Raw genomic sequence first — 20249 nt, 5'->3', positions numbered from 1 at the left:
ATACTGTATACTTAGACTAAAGTATCTGCTCTAGACCACTTGAATCACAAAATGAAATGTCCTCGGTGCGAATCTACCTTATATCGGAAAAATGGTCGTCGGAATGACAAGCAGAATTACCTCTGCAAAAATTGTGGTAAACAATTTCTTGAGCCTGCATTCCCTCGTTCGCTGGAAGGTGAGTTACTTGCTAACAACAACGGACATACTAAAGTCTCTATAGCTAAAACGGCGGAAGTTTCATTAGGAAAAGACTTACCCCAAGAAAAAATCTCAGAGGAAAATCTTAGCCCTTTCAGTCTTACATTTGCTGAAGAACTGCTGCAAACTATAGTATCATCTGATTCTGATTGGCTAGAATCTGCGGTATTTTCTAAATTAATCCTAAAAATTCAACAATCAAATGAAATTAAATCTAAGTTAGAAACAGGAATATCTCTTCTACTTTTGGATGTAGAAAACTTAAAAATAGATATTAATTCAGAATTATTTTTAGCGAGTGTCTGTGAATATCCTCTCCAAGTAAAAATTGCATTTGCTAACTGGAGAAATCCAAGTATTGGCAAGCAAGATATTGAACTATATAACCGTAGCTATCAACTTGTCCATGTGCCTGGAGGTAAGGATAGTGCTGATGCAAAAATGATCGCATTTGGTGCTTGTATCTTACGCTACTATCCAACAGTTAAAGAAATCTTAGTCTGTTCTGGCGATGGAATTTTGATCCACCTTTGTAACGAACTTCAAAACCAGGGATTGATTGTCTATTGGGTACGTAGACAAGGACAAAATTTGCATATACAAAACCGGAATACTGGCAAATTAACTGATTATTCCTTACCAATGGCAACAGAAGTTCCATCCTTTGAAAAAGTGGTTGATACAATTCAAGATTTAATTAAAGCTGAACAAGAATCTATTAATGAACGATTAAACAGTTTAGTAGCTGTTGCAACTTTATTTCAAGAAAGATGCGAGATCGAGATTAAACATAATCCCAAGTTACCAGAAAGTGAGAAAATAATCCCGTTTTTAAATAACTCACTTACAGAATCTATTCCACAAGAACAAGAAAATTGTCAGAAAATATCTAGTGGGAAAACATTAGATGAATTATTATTTAAAATTATTCAAGATATACAAATAAATTCTCCCAACACTAAATTATCTGTATCTAAGCTAGGTTCAGAATTACAAAAAATAACCGGAGAATCTCCTAATTCAATTATTAAAAAATTAAAGTTAGGTTCCACTTTTAGCAAATACCTAAAATCATCTCCCACATTTACATTAAAGGCAAGTGGCAGTGAATATGAGGTAATGGCGCTACTCAGCGAGTAAATACTTTCTAGATGTCTACGTACAACCTGAGCCTGTAATTCTGTATTATGTAAAAAGATGTAAAGAAATATAAATATTGGAATGCAGGATAAAGTTGTCGTTATTGTCGGTGCTACTGGTGGTATTGGTTCAGCTTTAACACGCAAACTTGCGTCTACCGGAGTCCGGTTGGTATTGGCTGCGAGAGATGCTGTTGGTTTAACAACACTGGCTGCTGATTTACCAGGGGAAGTTTTGACTGTTCCCACTGATATTACTGACCCCCAACAGGTAGATACTTTGATAGAAAAGACCATCGCGGCGTTTGGTCAAATCGATATTTTAGTGAATGCAGCAGGTGTCGGTATACTCAAGCCTTACAACAGCTTGGAACCGGCTGATTTAGATAAGATGCTAGATGTCAACTTAAAAGGTAGCTTTTATACCACTCAGGCGGCTGCTGAAGAGATGCAAAAGCGCAAATCTGGTCACATCTGTAATGTGGTAGGAATTCTGGGCAAGCATTCGATGGGGATGGCAGCAGCTTATTCTGCTTCTAAGTTTGGTGTTGTCGGTTTTAGCAAGTGCATGGCAGAAGAACTCAAGCGTTTTGGTATCAAGTTCACGCTATTCTACTTTGGTGGGGTAGATTCTCCTTTCTGGGATAATGTCAACCTAAAAGTAGACCGGAAAAAAATGCTCAGTCCTGAAACTGCTGCCAATGCGATTTTCTTTGCCCTTTCTGCCGAACCGCAAGCTGTGCCAATGGAAATTAACATTCAACCTGATAGTCATTTGTTCTTTTAAAGGGGGAGTGCGCCTAGATAATTCTTGCTTAGGAAGGACGTGAAAATCTAGCAAAAAAGGCAAGATTTACAGATATATAAACTGTTATGCTGGATTTTGAGTATCTATGAAAATTGCTCACGTTCATTTCTATGTAGAAGATGCCAAAATGTGGCGGGATTGGTTTGTACACCATCTTGGTTTTCAATCAGTAGCCGATCGCAGCAATTCATTTCACACTTGTACAGAAGTGGTTAAAAGTGGTGCTGTTTGCTTTTTTCTATCTTCACCACTGTTGCCCACAAGTCCAGTTGCGGAGTTTTTACGTAACTATCCCCCTGGTGTAGCAGATGTCGCTTTTGCTGTAGAAGATGTAGAAGCTGCGATCGCACTTGCTCAAAAACACGGTGCTACAATCCTACAACCCACCCAGGAACGTCAAATAGGTACGACACTTCTCAAATGTGGCAAAATTGCCGCCTGGGGTGGATTGACTCATACGTTGATAGAAAGGTCATTTGCCAGTAATCATCCGTCATTGGTTTTTGACAAAGGACAAACGACAAATGACAACAGTATTACTGCCATAGATCACGTAGTGTTAAACGTGGCAGTTGGTGAATTGGAAAATGCCGTCGCTTGGTACGAAAATATCTTAGATTTTCAGCCCCAGCAAGCATTTAAAATTAAAACCAATCGTTCTGCTTTACACAGCCAGGTTATGGTTTCGCACAACGGCAGCGTCCAATTGCCAATTAATGAACCAGCTTCCAAAAATTCTCAAATTCAGGAATTTTTAGATGTCAATCGGGGGCCAGGAATTCAACATATTGCCTTGCGGACGACTAATCTGGTGAGTGCGATCGCTAAATTTCGTGCCAGTGGTTTATCTTTACTCTCAGTTCCTCAAACCTATTACACTCAACTCAAACAGCGTCCAGGATTGCCTTTATCACTTTTAGAAATTGAGGCGATCGCCCAACAAGAAATTCTCATAGACTGGCAAGAACATACTCCTTTAGAGGGAGGAAATGCCGCGCCCTTATTACTACAAATTTTTACCCAGCCAATATTTGAACAGCCGACATTTTTCTTTGAGTTTATTGAGCGCCGTTTCCAAGCTAAAGGTTTTGGCGAAGGTAACTTTCGCGCCTTATTTGAAGCCATTGAAAGCGAACAAATCAAACGCGGTACTTTGCAATAAAATTCTGATGTAGCGGTTCCCGATCTAGTGAGGTATGTTTTCAAAGTTACTAATCTTAATTATTGACCCGCTTTGACTTTTAAAACATCCTTTTAGTACTAAATATTCGGCGCGTCCAAGTTCCCATCTGAGGTGTGTTTCGTAAAATTCCGGTAATCTAGCTTGTTACCAATAAAGGCTCTTTTTGTTTTACCATGAATTGCTACAATTTTTATTCTGTAGCCATTTCATGATATTTTGTCTACCCATAAGTTTTAGATCGTACTGGAATAATTCAAACAAGTATTCATACACAGCAAGCAGCAGACTTATTTAACGGGAGTATTGGATGATTAATTTCTCATTCCAGACTGATGAAGACACTGTGCGCTTATTTCAAATAGTTATTTAGTATCTCAAAAGATACTTTTATCATACAGATAATTCAGCAGTAAAAGCTATAAACAGCTACTATGAAAAAAATCTAAAAATACATGACGATGATTTTTACCACCATGAAACGGTATTCAGAGTAGCAGTAAGAATTCATTACTTTGAAGTTTTGAAGGGAGAAGCTAATAAATTTCATGACTGGATAAAAGAATCTGATTATAATTATTCTCCTAAAGAAGCGATTGATTACTTTAATACCTTTTACTTTTACAAAAAAAAGCCTAGCTAAACTTAATAGTGCAGATTGTTCGTATAAAAATAGCCAAACATCTGAGATAATTTTAATAAAAATTAACATTTTCCGCCGATGCTAAGACTGATTACTGACTTCGACGGCCCAATTATTGACGTTTCGGAACGATACTACCGTGTTTATCAATTCTGCTTGGAGAAAACCTGTCACCCAAACCAAGTAGTGCAAGAACTTCCGAAAGCGGAATTTTGGCAGTTAAAGCGATCGCGCGTTCCTGAAAAACAAATTGCCTTAAATTCAGGGTTAGACGAAGCCCAAGCTCAAGAATTCGCCCAGCTGCGGCGGCAAACTGTGCATACAGAAGCTTATTTCAACTATGACACTCTCGCGCCTGGTGCTGTGGATGCACTGTTAAAAATTCAACAAGCTGGAATTGATTTAGCAGTTATGACTATGCGCCGAGTTCGGGAACTAGATTATGCTTTTAAAAAACACGATTTAGGGAGATTTTTCCCGGAAAATCGTTGTTATTGCCTGAGTAACGACTACGTTAAAACTCGTGATATTGAAGATAAGCCTTTGTTAATGGCTAGGGCATTAAAAGAACTGCCCCCGGCTACTGATACTTGGATGGTGGGAGATACGGAAGCCGATATCACTGCTGCTAAAAATTATAGTATTAAGGTGATGGCTGTGGAATGTGGTATCCGCGATCGCACCCAATTAGAACTTTACCACCCCGACTTAATCGTTAAGGATTTCAGCGCTGCTGTAGATTTAGTCTTAAAACCTAAACACCTTGTCTAGAAAGGCTTTGTAGCTGTAACAGATTGAATTAATCGTACAAATTAAAGCAGGAGTCATAATAGTTATTCTGACTCCTGACTCCATTATTTGAGAAGAACACACATAAACCATGTATTCTTTATAGAAATTTGCTTACATGTAGGGGTTTACCGTAGAAAACTACTAACCAACCACAACAATATAAACGTTACGACAGTAGAGAACTGATTCGTTCCCAGAGTGATGAATGATATTTGTGGTAAGAGCCAGCCAGCAACTAGTCCCCCAGCGATTAAGCCAATGATTAAACTTATCAGGGTAAACAAAACTGCTCGGCCAAATTTGCCTTCCTTGCGATTAAGGAAGTAAATACTGGTGCCTACCCCAACCACCAATGCTAACTGCAAAACCTGCTGGCCTCCCTCTGGGTAAAACAAGCTGATAGAACTCAAACCCAGAAACCAAGCTCCTGGTAAAAGTATATCCGCAGGTGTTGGCTGATCCAGCATCCGTTGCAGCCATGCAGGTGACTGCTCACGAGGCGTTGGACTTTCTTTAGGAGGTGATTGCACTCGCAACTCTGGAAACCGGATACGTTCAGGGACTTTAATTTTACCTTCCTGGCGCATCCGTAAGCGATCCATTAAAATCGCATCGTAAGCGGCTTCAATTACTTCTAAATGCTTGGCATCGCCAATATGTTGCTCGAATAGGCGATTACGAGCATCCTGAATTTCATCAAAGCTAGCCTCTTCTGATACCCCAAGTTTTTCGTAGGGATTTTGATCGCTCATGGGAGTTTGTTACTTCAGCCTCAGTCAGCGGCAGTCTTTTGTCGAAAAAAAACAGCTTTAGGTTTTTTTTAATCGAAACTAAAGTCTCGATTTATTTTATCCCCTACCAGGATAGTAGCACGGGTTAGTTTGATTGACTTTTTGACACTCCTCGTCCTAAAGGCGCGTTCGCGTTCGCGTCTCGAAGAGAGGATTCTTGGTTCTCCGAGGCCACTAAAACTAGATACCTTGCAGTGTCTAGCCCAGAGGTGGGACTCTCCCCAAGCGACTATGCCTAACGGCACGCTACGCGAACGGGTATGCCCTACCTAAGGAAGGATTTCTCCAAGTTATTTTTTGGATTTGAAACAAAAATGCTTCAAAATACTGTTTACCTAGCTCCTCTGAATCTTTTACCTACTGCGAGGTGGAGTCTAGAAAAATGCAGTAGAACCGCATAGATTCAATTTTCAAGGTGCAGTGCTTCGCCTTTCGGCAGCAAGGTTTTTAGTGTGGTTGATTACTTTTTCCACCATTGCTAGTATACCAAAAGCCGCCCTAGAACGGCTGGGCTTTAGACCCATTATTTTGGTAGTTTTAACTATAGTTACTTTAACATATCGCTATAACTCCGTGTATACCCTCATGTCGTTGCCTAATTCTGGCTTTAATCTAGAATTTGAACGGAGAGTACCTAAAATTCATAGTTTTTATGAAAAAATCAAGTTTACTGCTTCCAATTTGGCAACTTACTGTGCCCTAATAGAGTTTTTTTAATTATACTGAATAATCGCTTGTGGTATATATCCGCATATCGATTTCAAATTGAAACGTTTTAAGTTGCCACCTAACTAGGATCGAGAAGGTGTTTTGGTGTCAAGAACTCTTGCGGCTAAAGTCAGAACGCTTATATACTGTGGCTAACAGAAGTTTCGCCTTCTCATTACCCACAATCCTGATTACAGTCAGTATTTACTTTTGAGCGATCGGGATTCTCATACATTAGCCATGTAGATTCTTAGTTAGTCCCAAGGTGGCAACTGCGTTTTTACGCAACTCTCTTGTTAATCTTACGAATTTTTGTGCAAAGTAATGGTCATGGCTCCTGCCAAGATTCTTGTAGTTGACGACGACCCTGCGGTTCGGAATTTAATCCAACGCTTTTTGATTAAGCAGAACTATCAGGTGGAGGCTGCCGAAGACGGAAAGACAGCCTTAGCTCTATTTGAGCAATTTAACCCTGATTTGGTGATTCTAGATGTGAATCTACCAGATGTAACGGGGTTTAACCTTTGCCAAGAGATGCAAAGTCGTAATGGTGTTTTTGTTCTGATGTTGACTAGTCGTGCTGATGAAGCTGACAAAATTCGCGGTTTTGCTAAAGGTGCTGACGACTATCTCACCAAGCCTTTTGGGTTGGGAGAGCTAGAAGTCAGAGTTGGAGCGATTTTGAGACGGCAGCGAGTAATAACAACTGCCGAGCAGAAACGCTTGGTATTTGAAAAACTGATGATTGATCCGGTACGACGGGAGGTAGCACTTAATAACCAAGCAGTACCCTTAACTGCTCTGGAATTTGACTTGTTGCATTTTTTAGCAAGTCATCCAGGTCGAGTTTGGCGGCGGGCAGAACTAATCCAAGAGGTGTGGGACTATGAATATGTCGGCGATCAACGGGTTGTAGATGTACATATTGGTCAAATTCGCAAAAAAATTGAAATTGATGCTAGTCAGCCAGCATTAATTCAAACTGTACGTGGCGTAGGCTATAAGTTTGAATCTCCTGCTCACCCCCAACAGGTGGAAGCCAAGTCCTGAGTTTTTATAGTCTAGGCAATTATTTGAGATATTGTTTTCTCTGAGCATAGTGACCTGAGCTTTGTTTGTGTAGCTGCAAATGACCTTTGCTCAGGTTCTAAGTTGACACTAATGTAAAAAAATACGCACACAAAGTAGGGGCAATTCATGAATTGCCCCTACTTTGTGTAGTTTTGCGTAATTTCTAGATCGGAGTCGACTCAATACTGTTCGGTTAAGGCAAGAGACGCGATAAATCGCCGCCTTTACAATAATCAGTCCTTCGTCCTGACTGCGATTTATCGCATCTTTAGGATCTATATATTTTCATCAAATAACCTTAACCGAACCGTCTTGGGAGTCAACTGATCTTTTTTGTTGTAAGAGCGGCGTAAATAATTAAAGGTTTGCAGTAAGGACTTTAATCCTCAAATGAGGGCTGTTCGTGCAGCGTTCCCGTAGGGTAGCCCTAACTACAAACTAATCTCAATATTTTTTACATTACTTAATCTAGTTTGATTTATTCTCGCCTACTTACTTAATACCAAGTTAAAAAAATAATGCGACAGATAAGTAGGGGCAAAATATTGTTATGCCCTTACGAATAATTTATATGTCGCAAATATTATTTTAATTGGTATGGTATTGCCCCGATATGCTCGATCGCTTTAGATCAAAATCCCATTGATGGAGTGCTGTAAAACATGTCCATATTTGGAATAAGCCAGAATAACGCCCGTACCTATGGGGTATCTAATAGATTAGCTGTTGCGGGTGAATCGATACTGGGCGTTTCTACTGTGGAGTGGTGGAACAAAGTTTCCAGATAGACTCGGGCAGCACGGCGATCGCTATCCCCATTTTGGAGTAAAAACAATGATAGTGCCGCCGTCAATACCCTATTTTCATCCCAATCGGGATGGGTTTCTAAGTAGTGTTTTAAGGATTCGTGGAGTGTTTCGGGAATTTCTGTAAAGATGCTAACCGTTGATTTCATGAGATTTTCCTCCTATGAGGATAATCAAAAGGGACAAGTTGCTTGCGGTAAAGCGCCAATTGGCTTCCTCACCACTCTTTTGTCAGTCCGACAATCTACGCTTACATTTTAGGTAATATATTTTACACATTTGATACTAGCGGTTGAACGAACTACAAGAGCAAGCCGAATCATTGTGCGCCAAGAGGGGGTGGGTTTGTCAATGCTGCGAAATGTTAAAAATGATTGTATAAAAAATAAATACGAACGAATAATAGGCATTTGAGTCTGTTTTTCGTTACTTTACTTTATAAAAACTCAGTCCTTAAAGTTCCTTAGCACTGTTAATTAACAATCCCCAGTCAGAGGGTAAGAAGCCTATTAGCTCGTAGTGAACCTGTGGAAAACTGTTAAAATCCCTGTGGAAACCCTGTGGAATGAGTGAGAAAAATAGCAGCCAATGATAAGAATTACAAAAATGTCGCCAAACCATGACATCTAAACTCATGAAATTAGCTTCTCAATCTCAGCTAGCATCGTGGCTGCCCTCAATACATCCCCAAGTCTGGATTTTCTCAATAGGTAGATTTCTCTCGGAAGTTGGCACTGGCTGTACCCTGTTTTACGCCCCCATTTTTTTTGTGAATGAAGTTGGTTTATCTGCAACCAGTGTTGGGGTAGCCTTGGGTAGCGCCTCGATTTCCGGCATTGTGGGGAGGATTGTAGGTGGTTCTTTGGCTGATTCTGAACGCTGGGGTCGCCGCCGCACTTTGTTGCTAGCGACGGCGATTTCAGCAATTGGTTCTCTAGTTTTAGCTGCAACCAATAATTTTACTATTTTGGTAGTTGGTAGCTTGATTAGCAGTTTAGGGATAGGTTTCTATTGGCCGGCAGCTGAAGCTGTTATTGCTGACGCTAGCCAAATTGACAATCGCCGCGAAACTTTTGCATTAGCTCGACTAGCTGATAATCTTGGGTTAGCGATCGGAATTGTGATTGCTGGGTTTTTGATCGCGGTAATTGGGAGTTATCGATGGCTATTTGTCATTGACGCCATCTCTTTTTTAGTATTTTTTGGGGTTGTTTATGTGGGAATTAGTCGAAACGAACAACCACAGATAGAGGAACCTGAAAAGATAGAACATTTTGCTTCTTGGATGGCAGTATTAAGCGTAGACGCAAAGCGGCTTGTTGCCAGACATCGCCGTTTCCTGGTCTACATAGCAGTTAATATATTCTTCACAATCTATATTTCTCAAATCCACAGCACCCTGCCGCTTTACTTCAAAAACTTTGTTATCAAAAGTACTACCGAAGGATTTGCTCAAACTACCATTAGCGTTCTATTTGCTTGGCATCTGGTGCTAGCTATCATTTTTCAGTTACCTGTTACCATTGCCTTAAAACGCTGTTCTCACACACTCGCGCTTACCTTTTCTGCCATTCTGTGGGCAGTTGGTTTTGGACTCATTTGGGTAAGCGGCACTGCCCCATCTGATAATTTAGTTTGGGTAGCATTGGCATTGGGAGTATTTGCAGTTGCAATTGTTTCTTATACCCCATCAGCCGCCTCTTTAGTTACTGAGTTAGCCCCCGAAAATCAACGCGGCGTTTATTTCTCCGTCAACGCTGTCTGCTGGTCTGTTGGGTCTTTTATTGGTCATCCCTTGGGTGGATGGGCATTAGACCAACCGCGAGTTATTACAGATAGTTACTGGCTAGGATTTCCCTTGAGTGTGCTGATTGTCTTAGTAATTTTACAGTATCTGAATCGGATTTTGCCTGAGTAGGGCTAACTCTATTGACGACGTTCTTGCAACTTCCGATATACCGCTTTCAAATCAACCTTATGGTGAGCTAAGGCAACCAAAGTATGATATAGCAAATCAGCCACTTCACCTGCGATCGCATCTGCTTCATCATCCTTAAAAGCCATCACCACCTCGGCGGTTTCCTCACCGATCTTTTTCAAAATTTTATTATCACCACCTGCGAATAGCTTACAGGTATAAGAACTTTCAGTAGGATTATCGCGGCGATCGCATATTATTTGAAATAATTGCGACAATGTATCCCCTGGTGGTGGGACAATATTTCCTTCTATTTGGTGAAAGCAACTGCGCTCTCCAGTATGGCAAGCAACATCTCCTAATTGCTCTACCCCTATGAGCAACGCATCACTATCACAGTCATAACGGATACTCTGCACTTTTTGAATATGTCCAGAAGTCGCCCCCTTATGCCATAACTCTTGCCGGGAACGACTCCAAAACCAAGTTTCTTCAGTTTCCAAAGTTTTTTGTAACGACTCCTGATTCATCCACGCCATCATCAGGACAGTACCATCCAAATAATCTTGGACAATTGTAGGTACTAAACCCCGTTCATCGTAGCGAATTTTTTCAACAGGGATGGCGTAATGCAGCGATCGCGAATCGTTAGAAGACATACCAGCTAGTTTGCTCTAATCAGAATAATTCATGAATTCACGATACCATTCTGAATAGAGCAACTGATATGTTTTTTGAATTTCACTATCTTCTCTAGCTCGAAACAAGAACATTCCGCTCCATAGCAGACTGCATCTTTACAGCACTTAATGCAACTTTGTGAGCTTTTGATGCCTCACCATACCAATGGATGGCCGAGTTAAAAGCTGCTCGGTAAAGATCCTGGTATGCTTCAGATAATCGAGTTTGAATATCTAAAGGCAAGTCTTTATTCGACTTATATAACATATTATTATTTTTTGGTTCAGCTATTTATATAGGATAGAAATTCTAAGCACTTTTTGACACTATCCTAAGATAGAGCTTTTTATTGCCCACTGTTAGGAGAGAACCTTGGTAAATACCACAATTAAAACAACAAAATCACAAGAAGTCTTCGCTGCCGCTCAAAATCTCATGCCCGGAGGAGTCAGTTCTCCAGTTCGTGCCTTTAAATCTGTGGGCGGACAACCCATCGTTTTTGATCGTGTTAAAGGCGCATATATTTGGGATGTAGATGGGAACCAATATATAGACTATGTAGGCACTTGGGGGCCAGCTATTTGTGGTCATGCTCATCCAGAAGTAATTGCAGCATTACATGAAGCTTTAGAAAAAGGTACCAGTTTTGGCGCTCCCTCCTCGCTAGAAAATGTTTTGGCAGAAATGGTCATCGATGCCGTTCCTAGTATCGAAATGGTCAGATTTGTTAACTCTGGAACTGAAGCCTGTATGGGAGTTTTGCGGCTGATGCGGGCTTTCACCAACCGAGACAAAATCATCAAATTTGAAGGTTGTTACCACGGACACGCTGATGCATTTCTAGTGAAGGCAGGTTCTGGTGTTGCCACACTTGGCTTACCAGACTCACCAGGAGTTCCGAAAGCGGCAACTGGCACTACTCTAACCGCACCTTACAATGACCTAGAATCCGTCAAAGCGTTGTTTGAAGAAAACCGCGACGAGATTGCCGGTGTTATTCTTGAGCCAGTTGTTGGTAATGCTGGATTTATTGCCCCTGACGCGGGTTTTCTAGAAGGATTACGCGAACTAACTCACGAGCATGGAGCCTTATTAGTATTTGACGAAGTGATGACAGGCTTCCGTATTGCTTACGGTGGCGCTCAAGAAAAATTTGGCGTGACTCCCGATTTAACAACCTTGGGTAAAGTGATTGGTGGTGGTTTGCCAGTAGGAGCTTATGGCGGTCGCCGAGATATTATGTCAATGGTTGCCCCTGCTGGCCCCGTATATCAAGCTGGGACTCTTTCTGGTAATCCTTTAGCGATGACTGCTGGGATTAAGACTTTAGAATTGCTACAAAAGCCAGGTACTTACGATTATCTTGAGCGGATTACTAAAAAGCTTGCAGATGGTTTGCTGCAAATTGCTAAAGAAACTGGTCATGCGGCTTGCGGCGGTCAAATCAGCGCCATGTTTGGCTTATTCTTTACCTCTGGCCCAGTTCATAACTATGAAGATGCGAAAAAGTCTGATACAGCTAAGTTCGGACGCTTCCATCGGGGTATGTTAGAACGTGGTATTTACTTAGCACCCTCTCAATTTGAAGCTGGGTTTACGTCTTTTGCTCACACTGAAGAAGACATTGACCAAACTTTAGCAGTTGCACGAGATGTAATGTCTAGTCTATGACCAAAAGAGTTCTGAGTACTCAGTAAAGAGAATGCCTACAGCCTTGCTCACTGGGAATTATATCACTACTGTGTGCGATCGCTAGAAGTGGGAGTTTCAGCTTGCGATCGTCGGAACTTCGGTCGCTGATATTCTATCTCACTGCCTAACTGTTCTTCCAGAAGGGTTAGGCAGTGAGAGCCACATCGCAATCTAAATTTCGGTAACTCAGCATTACTCAACAGCCACAGCCAGTGTGACTACAGCCTTTGATAGTTTTGTGACCTTCAGCACAACCTTGAGAGCAATAGTATTTGCTGTCCTCTTTAATAGCATCCTCAACTGAAACGATACACAGGCAAGTTGAACAGGCGCATTTCATTTGGGTTACAGTTGTCATAACTCTCTCCATTTTTTGTTGAGATTACTCTAATAATAATACAGATATGCCCTGTGCCTTCATCACTCAAGGAAGGTCACATCTTCGTCATAATTTTGCAATGGCTTCGTCAATGCGATATGCAATATTTAAACTACATTAAGTATATTCATGTTAACAAGGCGAAATTAATTGCCTTTTATAGTTCTCTAAATTCTCCTCATACCTCATCGTCTACAAAAGCTAAGTCACAAGAAGGCTCGCACCTTCCTGGTGAAAGTTTTATTTATAAATATTTAGATTATTCGTAGGGTAAGGCATTTTTTCGGAGTCAGGGTTGGAGCTAACTTTAAAAGATATACCAATCATGCTGTAGTTTGCATGACAATGCTTGCAAGAGGATAAAAAACGGCCAGAAGTATTGTGAAAAAAATGGTTCTACCCTTGAAGGAGCTATGAAGTGGAGGATAATAAGTCATTTTTTGGTGTGCAAAAAATATTAATAGCGTTGCTTGTCTTGAGTACCACCACGATGATGCTTATCAAGTCAAGATCATCTGAGGCCCAAAGTACAGAAAATATAAATGTAAGTAATCCACCAGCCAAGGTTGGAACTCAACAACAGATTGAAGAATTAAAAGCAACGATGCTTAAAATTTGGCAGCAACAAGCACAAACAAAGGGTCTGTCCTATGGTGTGCCATCAAGCTTTCAAGGAGCAATAGTTGACGCGGCAAAACTGACTCCCCAACATAAAGTAATTGCTCTCACCTTTGATGATGGGCCATGGCCTGAAAGCACTGCCCAAGTACTTGATATTCTCAAACAAAATCAAATCAAAGGGACATTTTTTGTCATTGGGCAGAATGTGAAGAATTACCCAGACTTACTCAAGCGGGAGATTGCTGAAGGTCACGTAATTGGTAATCATACTTGGCATCATTGGTATCAATTCATGAATCCACAAGCAGCTGCTTATGAAATTGACCACACAGCAAACCTAATTTATCAAGTGACAGGGATTAAAACAAATCTGTTTCGACCACCAGGGGGAATCATGCACAATGGGGTGGCTGATTACGCTAGAAATAGCAAATATGCCATCATCCTCTGGTCATCTGACTCTGTAGATTACTCGCGTCCTGCTGTACCAAAGTTAATTAATAATGTGTTCAGAAAAGCCAAACCAGGTGGGATTGTGCTGATGCATGATGGTGGTGGTAATCGTTCTAAAACTGTACAAGCTTTACCAGAAATTATTGCCAACTTTCGCAAACAGGGCTATAGCTTTGTTACTATCCCTGAACTTTTAGAAATGCAAGATAAAGACCAAAAGCTGATTGCAAATCAAAAGCAAAACCATTAGATGGGGTTGCCAATTTAACTCGCTGTTATTACAAAAAAACCGTCCAAAACTAACATTGAACGGAATTTTTATGTATTAATACTTTATGCCGAGCTAATTCTGTTACCGATTGTACTAATACCTACAAGCTACAAGTCAGGAGGCAAAATTACCTGATCGATTGCATGGATCACACCGTTGCTACCTGTGATATCTGCTTGTGTCACTTTAGCATCATTGACAGTTACACCAGTAGCGGGATCAACCTTAACGTTGATTACGCCACCTTCAAGGCTTTTAACTTCACCAGACTTCAAATCAGTGGACAATACTTTCCCAGGTACTACATGGTAAGTTAGAATCTTGAGCAATACTTCTTTGTTGGCTGGGTTTAACAATTCTTTCAAAGCATCTGGTGGCAACTTAGCAAAAGCTGCATCAGTGGGTGCAAAAATAGTTAAGTTATCTTTGCCTTGCAAAGCTCCTGTCAACCCTGCTGCTTTCAAAGCCTTGGTTAAGGTTTTAAAAGAAGCGTTTGACTCTGCCAATGCTAACAAGTTTTTACCTTGATTGCTGCTTGCCCCTGGCCGTGCTGGAGTCGGAGTAGGTGTCTCACTAGGTTGAGTTTCGGGGGTTGTACGTGGTGTGGGTAGTGTTGGCTCACTAGGTGTAGCGCTACCACCACGGTTATAAGGAGGTTCGCTGAAAATACTTGGTCTGGGATTTGTCACACTACCTTTCTGCGCTACTTGTTTGCGCTTGGTATTGCCCTTTTCTATTTCAGAAGCAGCCTGAGTAGGTGTGTATTGAGCGTTTACTTGCAGGCGTTGACCTTTGTTGTAGGGAGCTTCGTTGAAAATACTGGGGTTAGGATTTAGTATCTCTTTAGCTTCAGATGGTAAAGTAATGAGAAGGCTTAAACTAGTGAATCCTGCTATGCCTGCTAAGGTGGTTAGCAATTTGCTGTTATTTGTCTTCATAAATTTTGTTTGTCTTTTTGTTCACACATTACATAAAGATTTATAACATTTTGTTATGCACAAAATGTAACCAAAGAGGGAAGTAAAATTTTTCGTCAGAATATTTTTTGCTCGTGAGGTAAAATATCTAACCTCGCATCAAACTGATAAGTATAAAATATATTTACCACATATTTTATGCAATAAGTATATTTTTCCTATTACACCAACAAGAGTTAAAAAGCCTCACTTGGTGTAGCGTCAACTCTAAAAAAGGATGAAAATTTCACATCTACAAGGTATTAGTTACAACTCACAATGACGGAAGTTAAACTAAGTACTGAAAATTTGGAACTGAGGCGTTAGGTTTATTTATGTATGCCGGATGAAATTATTTAATTATTTGATACTTGAGTTAGAAAATTATACTTTTTAAATTGATTATCTTGCCAAAAACCAGGCATTAGTTCAATCATAATCTCAATTAGATTGACAAAAAGCAATTAATGTAAAGAAAAATTACTTTAACTAAAGATACAATTGTAAAGTTTAAGAAGTTGACCAGTTATCAGGTATACAACATGCTGGAATTATACCAATGGGAACTATCTCAATACTCAGAGAAAGTACGCCTAATTCTAGATTTCAAAGGACTAGATTACCGTAAAATAGAGGTTACGCCTGGGATTGGACAAGTAGAACTGTTCCGGTTGACTGGTCAGAAACAAGTCCCAGTATTAAAGGATCGGAATAAATATATTGCGGATTCTACGGAAATAGCTAAGTATTTAGACTTAGAGTATCCCGATCGCCCAATAATACCTCAAGATCGCAAAAAACGGGGTTTAACTTTATTGATAGAAGAATGGGCGGATGAATCCATAGGTATCAAAGGTCGAAAGGCACTATTTGCAGCCATAAGTCAAGATCAAAATTTCCGCAAGTCTTTATTACCGACATCAACACCAGATATATTTAAAAGTCTAGTTGGAGGAGTACCTACTGACTTACTGACAGTGTTAGGTTTTGGGGTAGGTTATAGTCCAGATGTAATCCAATCAGCGATCGCATCTTTAAAACAAGACTTGGAAGCGTTAACGTTATTATTGGCAGATAGTCCTTATCTAACTGGAGATGAGCCAACTTTAGCTGACTTATCAGTAGCGGGCTTATCGATATTGCTCAAGTTCCCCCCTGGCCCCTATCTGGATTTACCAGCTTCTATTAGAGGAAAAGGATTGCCAATTTTTTCAGAGAATATAAATTATGAACCATTCTTTACCTGGCGTGATCGCATTTACGCTCAATTCCGTAAACCATTAATCAGTAGCACCTCAGCTGCAGGGGGTGCGCCAACTTCAATTCAGATTGATTAGATAATTGGGCATTGGGCATGGGGTATAGGGTGGAGAATGACCAATGACCAATAACCAATAACCAATGACCAATGACCAATGACAAATGACAAATGACTAATCAGATGAATTCGGGACAGCCATTAGGTTCGGTCATTCAAGGTTCTCTAACTGAAGGTTTAGAAGTACGATTGCATCCTGACATTTCTGTGGAAGATATGCGGGTTGGTAAGTTTCTTGTTGTGCAAGGGATGCGATCGCGCTTTTTTTGTATGCTGACAGATGTAGCATTGGGGGCTGCTAATGCCCGAATTATTGCAAATCCCCCCAGATGGGAAGACACTTTTTTACGAGACGTTTTAGCCGGAAGTGGTACTTATGGTACTATCAACCTCGCGCCGATGTTGATGTTCACTCCCGAAACTGAAGAATCTTTCTCCCCAACAAATGGCAAATCGGCAAATCCCTTTATCCCATCAGTGACGGGTTTGGCTTCATTTGTGCCACAAACTAGCACGACGATGGAATTGTTGCCTGTTAAAACTATTCCTAGCCACTTTAGTCAAGTTTACGATGCAAGTGTTGACGATTTTCGCCGCGTATTTGGTTGGGAAGATGACCCCCAAAGGCGCAATTTTTCCATCGGGAAACCTTTGGATATGGATGTGCCAGTTTGTATCGATTTAAACCGCTTTGTGGAACGGAGTAATGGGGTTTTCGGGAAATCTGGTACTGGTAAATCCTTTCTAACACGGTTACTTTTAGCTGGCGTTATCCGTAAAAGTGCGGCAGTGAATTTGATTTTTGATATGCACTCTGAGTATGGCTGGGAAGCCGTCGCAGAAGGGAAGAATGTAAGTACTGTTAAGGGATTAAAGCAACTTTTTCCTAGTAAGGTAGAAGTTTATACCCTCGACCCGGAATCGACAAAGCGCCGGGGTGTGCGTGATGCTCAAGAACTTTATTTGAGTTACGAGCAAATTGAAGTTGAAGATATTAAGTTATGTAGCCGAGATTTAGGACTCTCTGACGCAGCCCTGGATAACGCCAATATTTTATATAGTGAGTTTGGCAAGTCTTGGATTGTCCAACTGCTGAACATGACTAACGAAGAAATCGAGATGTTTTGCGACGAGAAGCGCGGACACAAAGGCTCGATTATGGCATTGCAGCGCAAACTCTTGCGGATGGACAGCTTGAAGTATATGCGAGCGGTTTGCCCCCAAAATTATATTAGTAAAATTGTGCAATGTCTGGAATCTGGGAAGAATGTTGTGATAGAATTTGGTTCCCAGTCTAATATGCTCTCTTATATGTTGGTGACAAATATGATCACCCGACGTATCCACGAGCATTACGTCAAAAAAGCAGATAAATTTCTGCAAAGCAAAAATCCTTGCGATCGCCCCACGCCGTTGATGATTACCATTGAAGAGGCGCACCGTTTCCTTGACCCAGGAGTAGTACAAAGTACTATCTTTGGGACTATCGCCAGGGAACTGCGAAAGTATTTCGTCACACTTTTGGTAGTCGATCAACGTCCATCGGGTATTGATAATGAGATTATGTCCCAGATTGGGACTCGGATTACCGCTTTGCTTAATGACGAAAAAGACATTGACGCGATTTTTACGGGTGTATCTGGTGGTAGCGGACTGCGATCGGTTTTGGCAAAGTTAGACTCTAAGCAACAAGCGTTAATTTTGGGTCATGCCGTTCCCATGCCAGTAGTAGTACGTACTCGTCCTTACGACGCAACTTTTTACGAAGAAATTGGTGAGCCAGCCTGGGAAGAAAAACCTGATGCGGAAGTATTCGCTGCGGCTGAACTCGCCAAAGCTGACTTGGGATTTTAAATTGTCATTTGTCATTGGTCATTTGTCATTGGTCATTGGTTTAAGTAATCGCACAGAATTATTTACTTAACCTTAGTTTCTAGTCTGGATAAGAGTTTCATGTCTTAATTTTGTTTAACTACTTAATTCTCTTCCCCCATTCCCAATGCCCAATGCCCAATTCCCAATTCGTAACATCCCTCCATCCTTACAGGAAAATAAGTTCGGTTATCCGGCTAGTTCTTGGCAACAGAAGAGGGGTTTTTGGGGTCACTATATATATAGTCAGTAATTTCAAGGAAGCCTAAATTTTTTTTCAAACGAGCAATTTTGAATTATAATTTAAAGCTTTATCTTAAGATACTTTACTATCTGCCTGGTTTATCGTACTATAAAAGTAAGTGAACTCATACCGACTTCGATTTGCTCATTACTCTGAGTAACTAGCTAAAGTAAGAATTCTCAAAAATAACCAGTGTGCTTATAAGAGATTGAAAAATTTAGGGAAGGTAGGGGAATCTATCTTGGGGCTTACCGTCTTAACAACGGCTATATCAATTGATAATTGTTTTTAGTAGCTACCGGGTATTTCCTGATACATTTACTAACTTCATAAGGCTATTTTAGTAATAAAAAATACATTTTAATTACGGAGTAGAGGACAACGCACCAATGCCTACTGTCAATACCCAAACGGAAAACCTCAACACCAGATTCACGGCTGATATGGTGCGAACCTATCTGCGAGAAATTGGTCGTGTACCACTGCTAACCCGCGAACAAGAGATTATCTATGGGAAGCAGGTTCTACAAATGATGACGCTCATTGATGCCAAAGAGGTTTTGGCAAAGAAACTGCACCGCGAACCGGATATGTCAGAGTGGGCTGACGTGGTTCAGCAATCGGAAACTGAGGTACAACAAACGGTAGCGCAAGGTAAGCGGGCAAAGCAAAAAATGATCGAAGCGAATTTGCGCTTGGTCGTTGCTATTGCGAAAAAATACCAAAAGCGGAATATGGAATTTCTGGATTTAATCCAGGAAGGAACACTAGGATTAGAGCGGGGTGTGGAGAAATTTGACCCAATGAGGGGTTATAAATTCTCGACTTATGCTTACTGGTGGATTCGCCAAGCTATTACCCGCGCGATCGCACAACAAGGACGTACTATCCGGTTGCCGATCCACATTACCGAAAAATTGAACAAAATCAAGAAAGTGCAGCGTGAGTTGGCTCAAACCTTGGGGCGATCGCCCACGCCAGCCGAAATTGCCAAAGAACTGGAACTAGAACCTGCTCAGATCCGTGAGTACCTGAACATGGCGCGTCAACCAGTGTCTTTGGATGTTAAAGTTGGCGAGAATCAGGATACTGAGTTGCAAGAAATGCTCGAAGATAGTGGCCCATCACCAGAGTATTACACCAACCAGGAATTCTTACGCCAAGATTTAAACAACCTGCTAGCAGAACTAACCCCGCAACAGCGAGAAGTTTTAGCCCTACGCTTCGGTTTAGAAGATGGCAATGAAATGTCATTGGCGAAAGTGGGTGAGAGATTGAATCTCAGCCGCGAACGTGTCCGTCAACTAGAGCATCAGGCTTTAGCTCATCTACGTCGCCGTCGCGCCAACGTCCAAGAATACATTGCTAGTTAAATATAGAGACGCAAAATTCCGCGTCTCTACACTACTCTGGCGATCCGCCTCCTAAAGTCTAGGGGGCGATTTTTTTATGCTGATAAGGGCTGTATTTCTACGGCAATGCATCCGATAAAATAATATCAGTATTTTTTCATTAAAAAGTAAAAAAAAGATGCCAGAAAACCGATGTTGATTGAGAAGATTTAATTTCTGATTAACTTCACCCTATGAGATGAATCTATTAAAAATAAATCAATCTATGTTAAGCAATGTAAAGTTGATTAAATTGTTTTGTAATAAGGGCTTCAGACCGTAAAATAGGGCTGAAGCCCTTACTACAAACTTTT

The 20249-nt window shown here is 40.8% G+C and carries 18 protein-coding genes and 1 pseudogene; 12 read left to right on the top strand and 7 right to left on the bottom strand.

Annotation, left to right across the window (positions count from 1 at the left end):
* The first annotated feature begins 39 nt into the window (after positions 1-39).
* From V7K38_RS26970 to V7K38_RS26955, 4 genes are all read left to right on the top strand, one after another.
* On the top strand, positions 40-1341 hold the full coding sequence (locus V7K38_RS26970) for an IS1/IS1595 family N-terminal zinc-binding domain-containing protein (protein WP_334862400.1): 1302 nt from the start codon (positions 40-42) through the stop codon (positions 1339-1341).
* A gap of 81 nt (positions 1342-1422) precedes the next feature.
* Positions 1423-2127 (top strand): SDR family oxidoreductase, encoded by a 705-nt coding sequence (locus V7K38_RS26965; protein ID WP_334862398.1) that lies wholly within the window; start codon positions 1423-1425, stop codon positions 2125-2127.
* A 106-nt stretch (positions 2128-2233) separates the two neighbouring features.
* A complete protein-coding gene (hppD, locus tag V7K38_RS26960) occupies positions 2234-3310 on the top strand; it encodes a 4-hydroxyphenylpyruvate dioxygenase (RefSeq protein WP_334862396.1) in 1077 nt (358 codons plus the stop codon).
* 739 nt (positions 3311-4049) lie between these two features.
* Positions 4050-4742 carry an HAD family hydrolase gene (locus V7K38_RS26955; protein WP_334862394.1) on the top strand — a complete coding sequence of 231 codons (693 nt, stop codon included), beginning with the start codon at positions 4050-4052 and terminating at the stop codon, positions 4740-4742.
* Positions 4743-4888: 146 nt separating this feature from the next.
* On the opposite strand, the gene V7K38_RS26950 is transcribed toward V7K38_RS26955, so the two are convergent.
* Positions 4889-5515, bottom strand: a complete 627-nt coding sequence (locus tag V7K38_RS26950; protein WP_334862392.1) for a CPP1-like family protein — start codon at positions 5513-5515, stop codon at positions 4889-4891.
* Between the two features lie 459 nt (positions 5516-5974).
* On the opposite strand from V7K38_RS26950, the gene V7K38_RS26945 reads away from it, so the two are divergent.
* Positions 5975-6271, top strand: a complete 297-nt coding sequence (locus V7K38_RS26945) for a hypothetical protein (protein WP_334862390.1) — start codon at positions 5975-5977, stop codon at positions 6269-6271.
* A gap of 321 nt (positions 6272-6592) precedes the next feature.
* Positions 6593-7312: a response regulator transcription factor gene (locus V7K38_RS26940; RefSeq protein WP_334862388.1), complete on the top strand. Its 720-nt coding sequence runs from the start codon at positions 6593-6595 to the stop codon at positions 7310-7312.
* A 784-nt stretch (positions 7313-8096) separates the two neighbouring features.
* On the opposite strand, the pseudogene V7K38_RS26935 reads toward V7K38_RS26940, so the two are convergent.
* Positions 8097-8288 (bottom strand): annotated as a pseudogene (locus V7K38_RS26935) (DUF2811 domain-containing protein); the annotation flags it as partial.
* Between the two features lie 485 nt (positions 8289-8773).
* Here V7K38_RS26935 and V7K38_RS26930 point away from each other — a divergent pair.
* Positions 8774-10057 carry an MDR family MFS transporter gene (locus tag V7K38_RS26930; protein ID WP_334862386.1) on the top strand — a complete coding sequence of 428 codons (1284 nt, stop codon included), beginning with the start codon at positions 8774-8776 and terminating at the stop codon, positions 10055-10057.
* Between the two features lie 8 nt (positions 10058-10065).
* Here V7K38_RS26930 and hisIE read toward each other — a convergent pair whose 3' ends face one another.
* Entirely contained in the window at positions 10066-10716 is a 651-nt protein-coding gene (gene hisIE / locus V7K38_RS26925; RefSeq protein ID WP_334862384.1) for a bifunctional phosphoribosyl-AMP cyclohydrolase/phosphoribosyl-ATP diphosphatase HisIE, read from the bottom strand.
* 94 nt (positions 10717-10810) lie between these two features.
* A complete protein-coding gene (locus V7K38_RS26920) occupies positions 10811-11005 on the bottom strand; it encodes a ChaB family protein (protein WP_334862382.1) in 195 nt (64 codons plus the stop codon).
* A gap of 105 nt (positions 11006-11110) precedes the next feature.
* On the opposite strand from V7K38_RS26920, the gene hemL reads away from it, so the two are divergent.
* Positions 11111-12409, top strand: a complete 1299-nt coding sequence (gene hemL, locus V7K38_RS26915; RefSeq protein ID WP_334862381.1) for a glutamate-1-semialdehyde 2,1-aminomutase — start codon at positions 11111-11113, stop codon at positions 12407-12409.
* Positions 12410-12474: 65 nt separating this feature from the next.
* Here hemL and V7K38_RS26910 read toward each other — a convergent pair whose 3' ends face one another.
* Positions 12475-12630: a hypothetical protein gene (locus V7K38_RS26910; protein ID WP_334862379.1), complete on the bottom strand. Its 156-nt coding sequence runs from the start codon at positions 12628-12630 to the stop codon at positions 12475-12477.
* Positions 12627-12770, bottom strand: coding sequence for a metallothionein (locus V7K38_RS26905; protein WP_442940809.1), 144 nt, complete (start codon positions 12768-12770; stop codon positions 12627-12629). Before V7K38_RS26905 ends, V7K38_RS26910 begins: the two co-directional genes overlap by 4 nt.
* Before the next feature lie 457 nt (positions 12771-13227).
* Between V7K38_RS26905 and V7K38_RS26900 the strand changes: the two genes are divergently transcribed.
* The gene (locus tag V7K38_RS26900) at positions 13228-14133 is read left to right on the top strand and encodes a polysaccharide deacetylase family protein (protein WP_334862377.1); all 906 of its coding nucleotides are present in this window, start codon (positions 13228-13230) and stop codon (positions 14131-14133) included.
* A 128-nt stretch (positions 14134-14261) separates the two neighbouring features.
* On the opposite strand, the gene V7K38_RS26895 is transcribed toward V7K38_RS26900, so the two are convergent.
* Entirely contained in the window at positions 14262-15092 is an 831-nt protein-coding gene (locus V7K38_RS26895; protein WP_334862375.1) for a fasciclin domain-containing protein, read from the bottom strand.
* A 560-nt stretch (positions 15093-15652) separates the two neighbouring features.
* Between V7K38_RS26895 and V7K38_RS26890 the strand changes: the two genes are divergently transcribed.
* From V7K38_RS26890 to V7K38_RS26880, 3 genes are all read left to right on the top strand, one after another.
* Positions 15653-16447 carry a glutathione S-transferase family protein gene (locus V7K38_RS26890; RefSeq protein ID WP_334862373.1) on the top strand — a complete coding sequence of 265 codons (795 nt, stop codon included), beginning with the start codon at positions 15653-15655 and terminating at the stop codon, positions 16445-16447.
* 104 nt (positions 16448-16551) lie between these two features.
* Positions 16552-18282, top strand: a complete 1731-nt coding sequence (locus V7K38_RS26885; protein ID WP_334862426.1) for an ATP-binding protein — start codon at positions 16552-16554, stop codon at positions 18280-18282.
* Between the two features lie 651 nt (positions 18283-18933).
* Positions 18934-19917: an RNA polymerase sigma factor, RpoD/SigA family gene (locus V7K38_RS26880; protein ID WP_334862371.1), complete on the top strand. Its 984-nt coding sequence runs from the start codon at positions 18934-18936 to the stop codon at positions 19915-19917.
* The last annotated feature ends 332 nt before the right edge of the window (positions 19918-20249 follow it).

This window comes from Nostoc sp., assembly GCF_036917465.1.
Classification (GTDB): Bacteria; Cyanobacteriota; Cyanobacteriia; order Cyanobacteriales; family Nostocaceae; genus Nostoc.
This window is presented reverse-complemented; position numbering and strand designations above follow the sequence as displayed.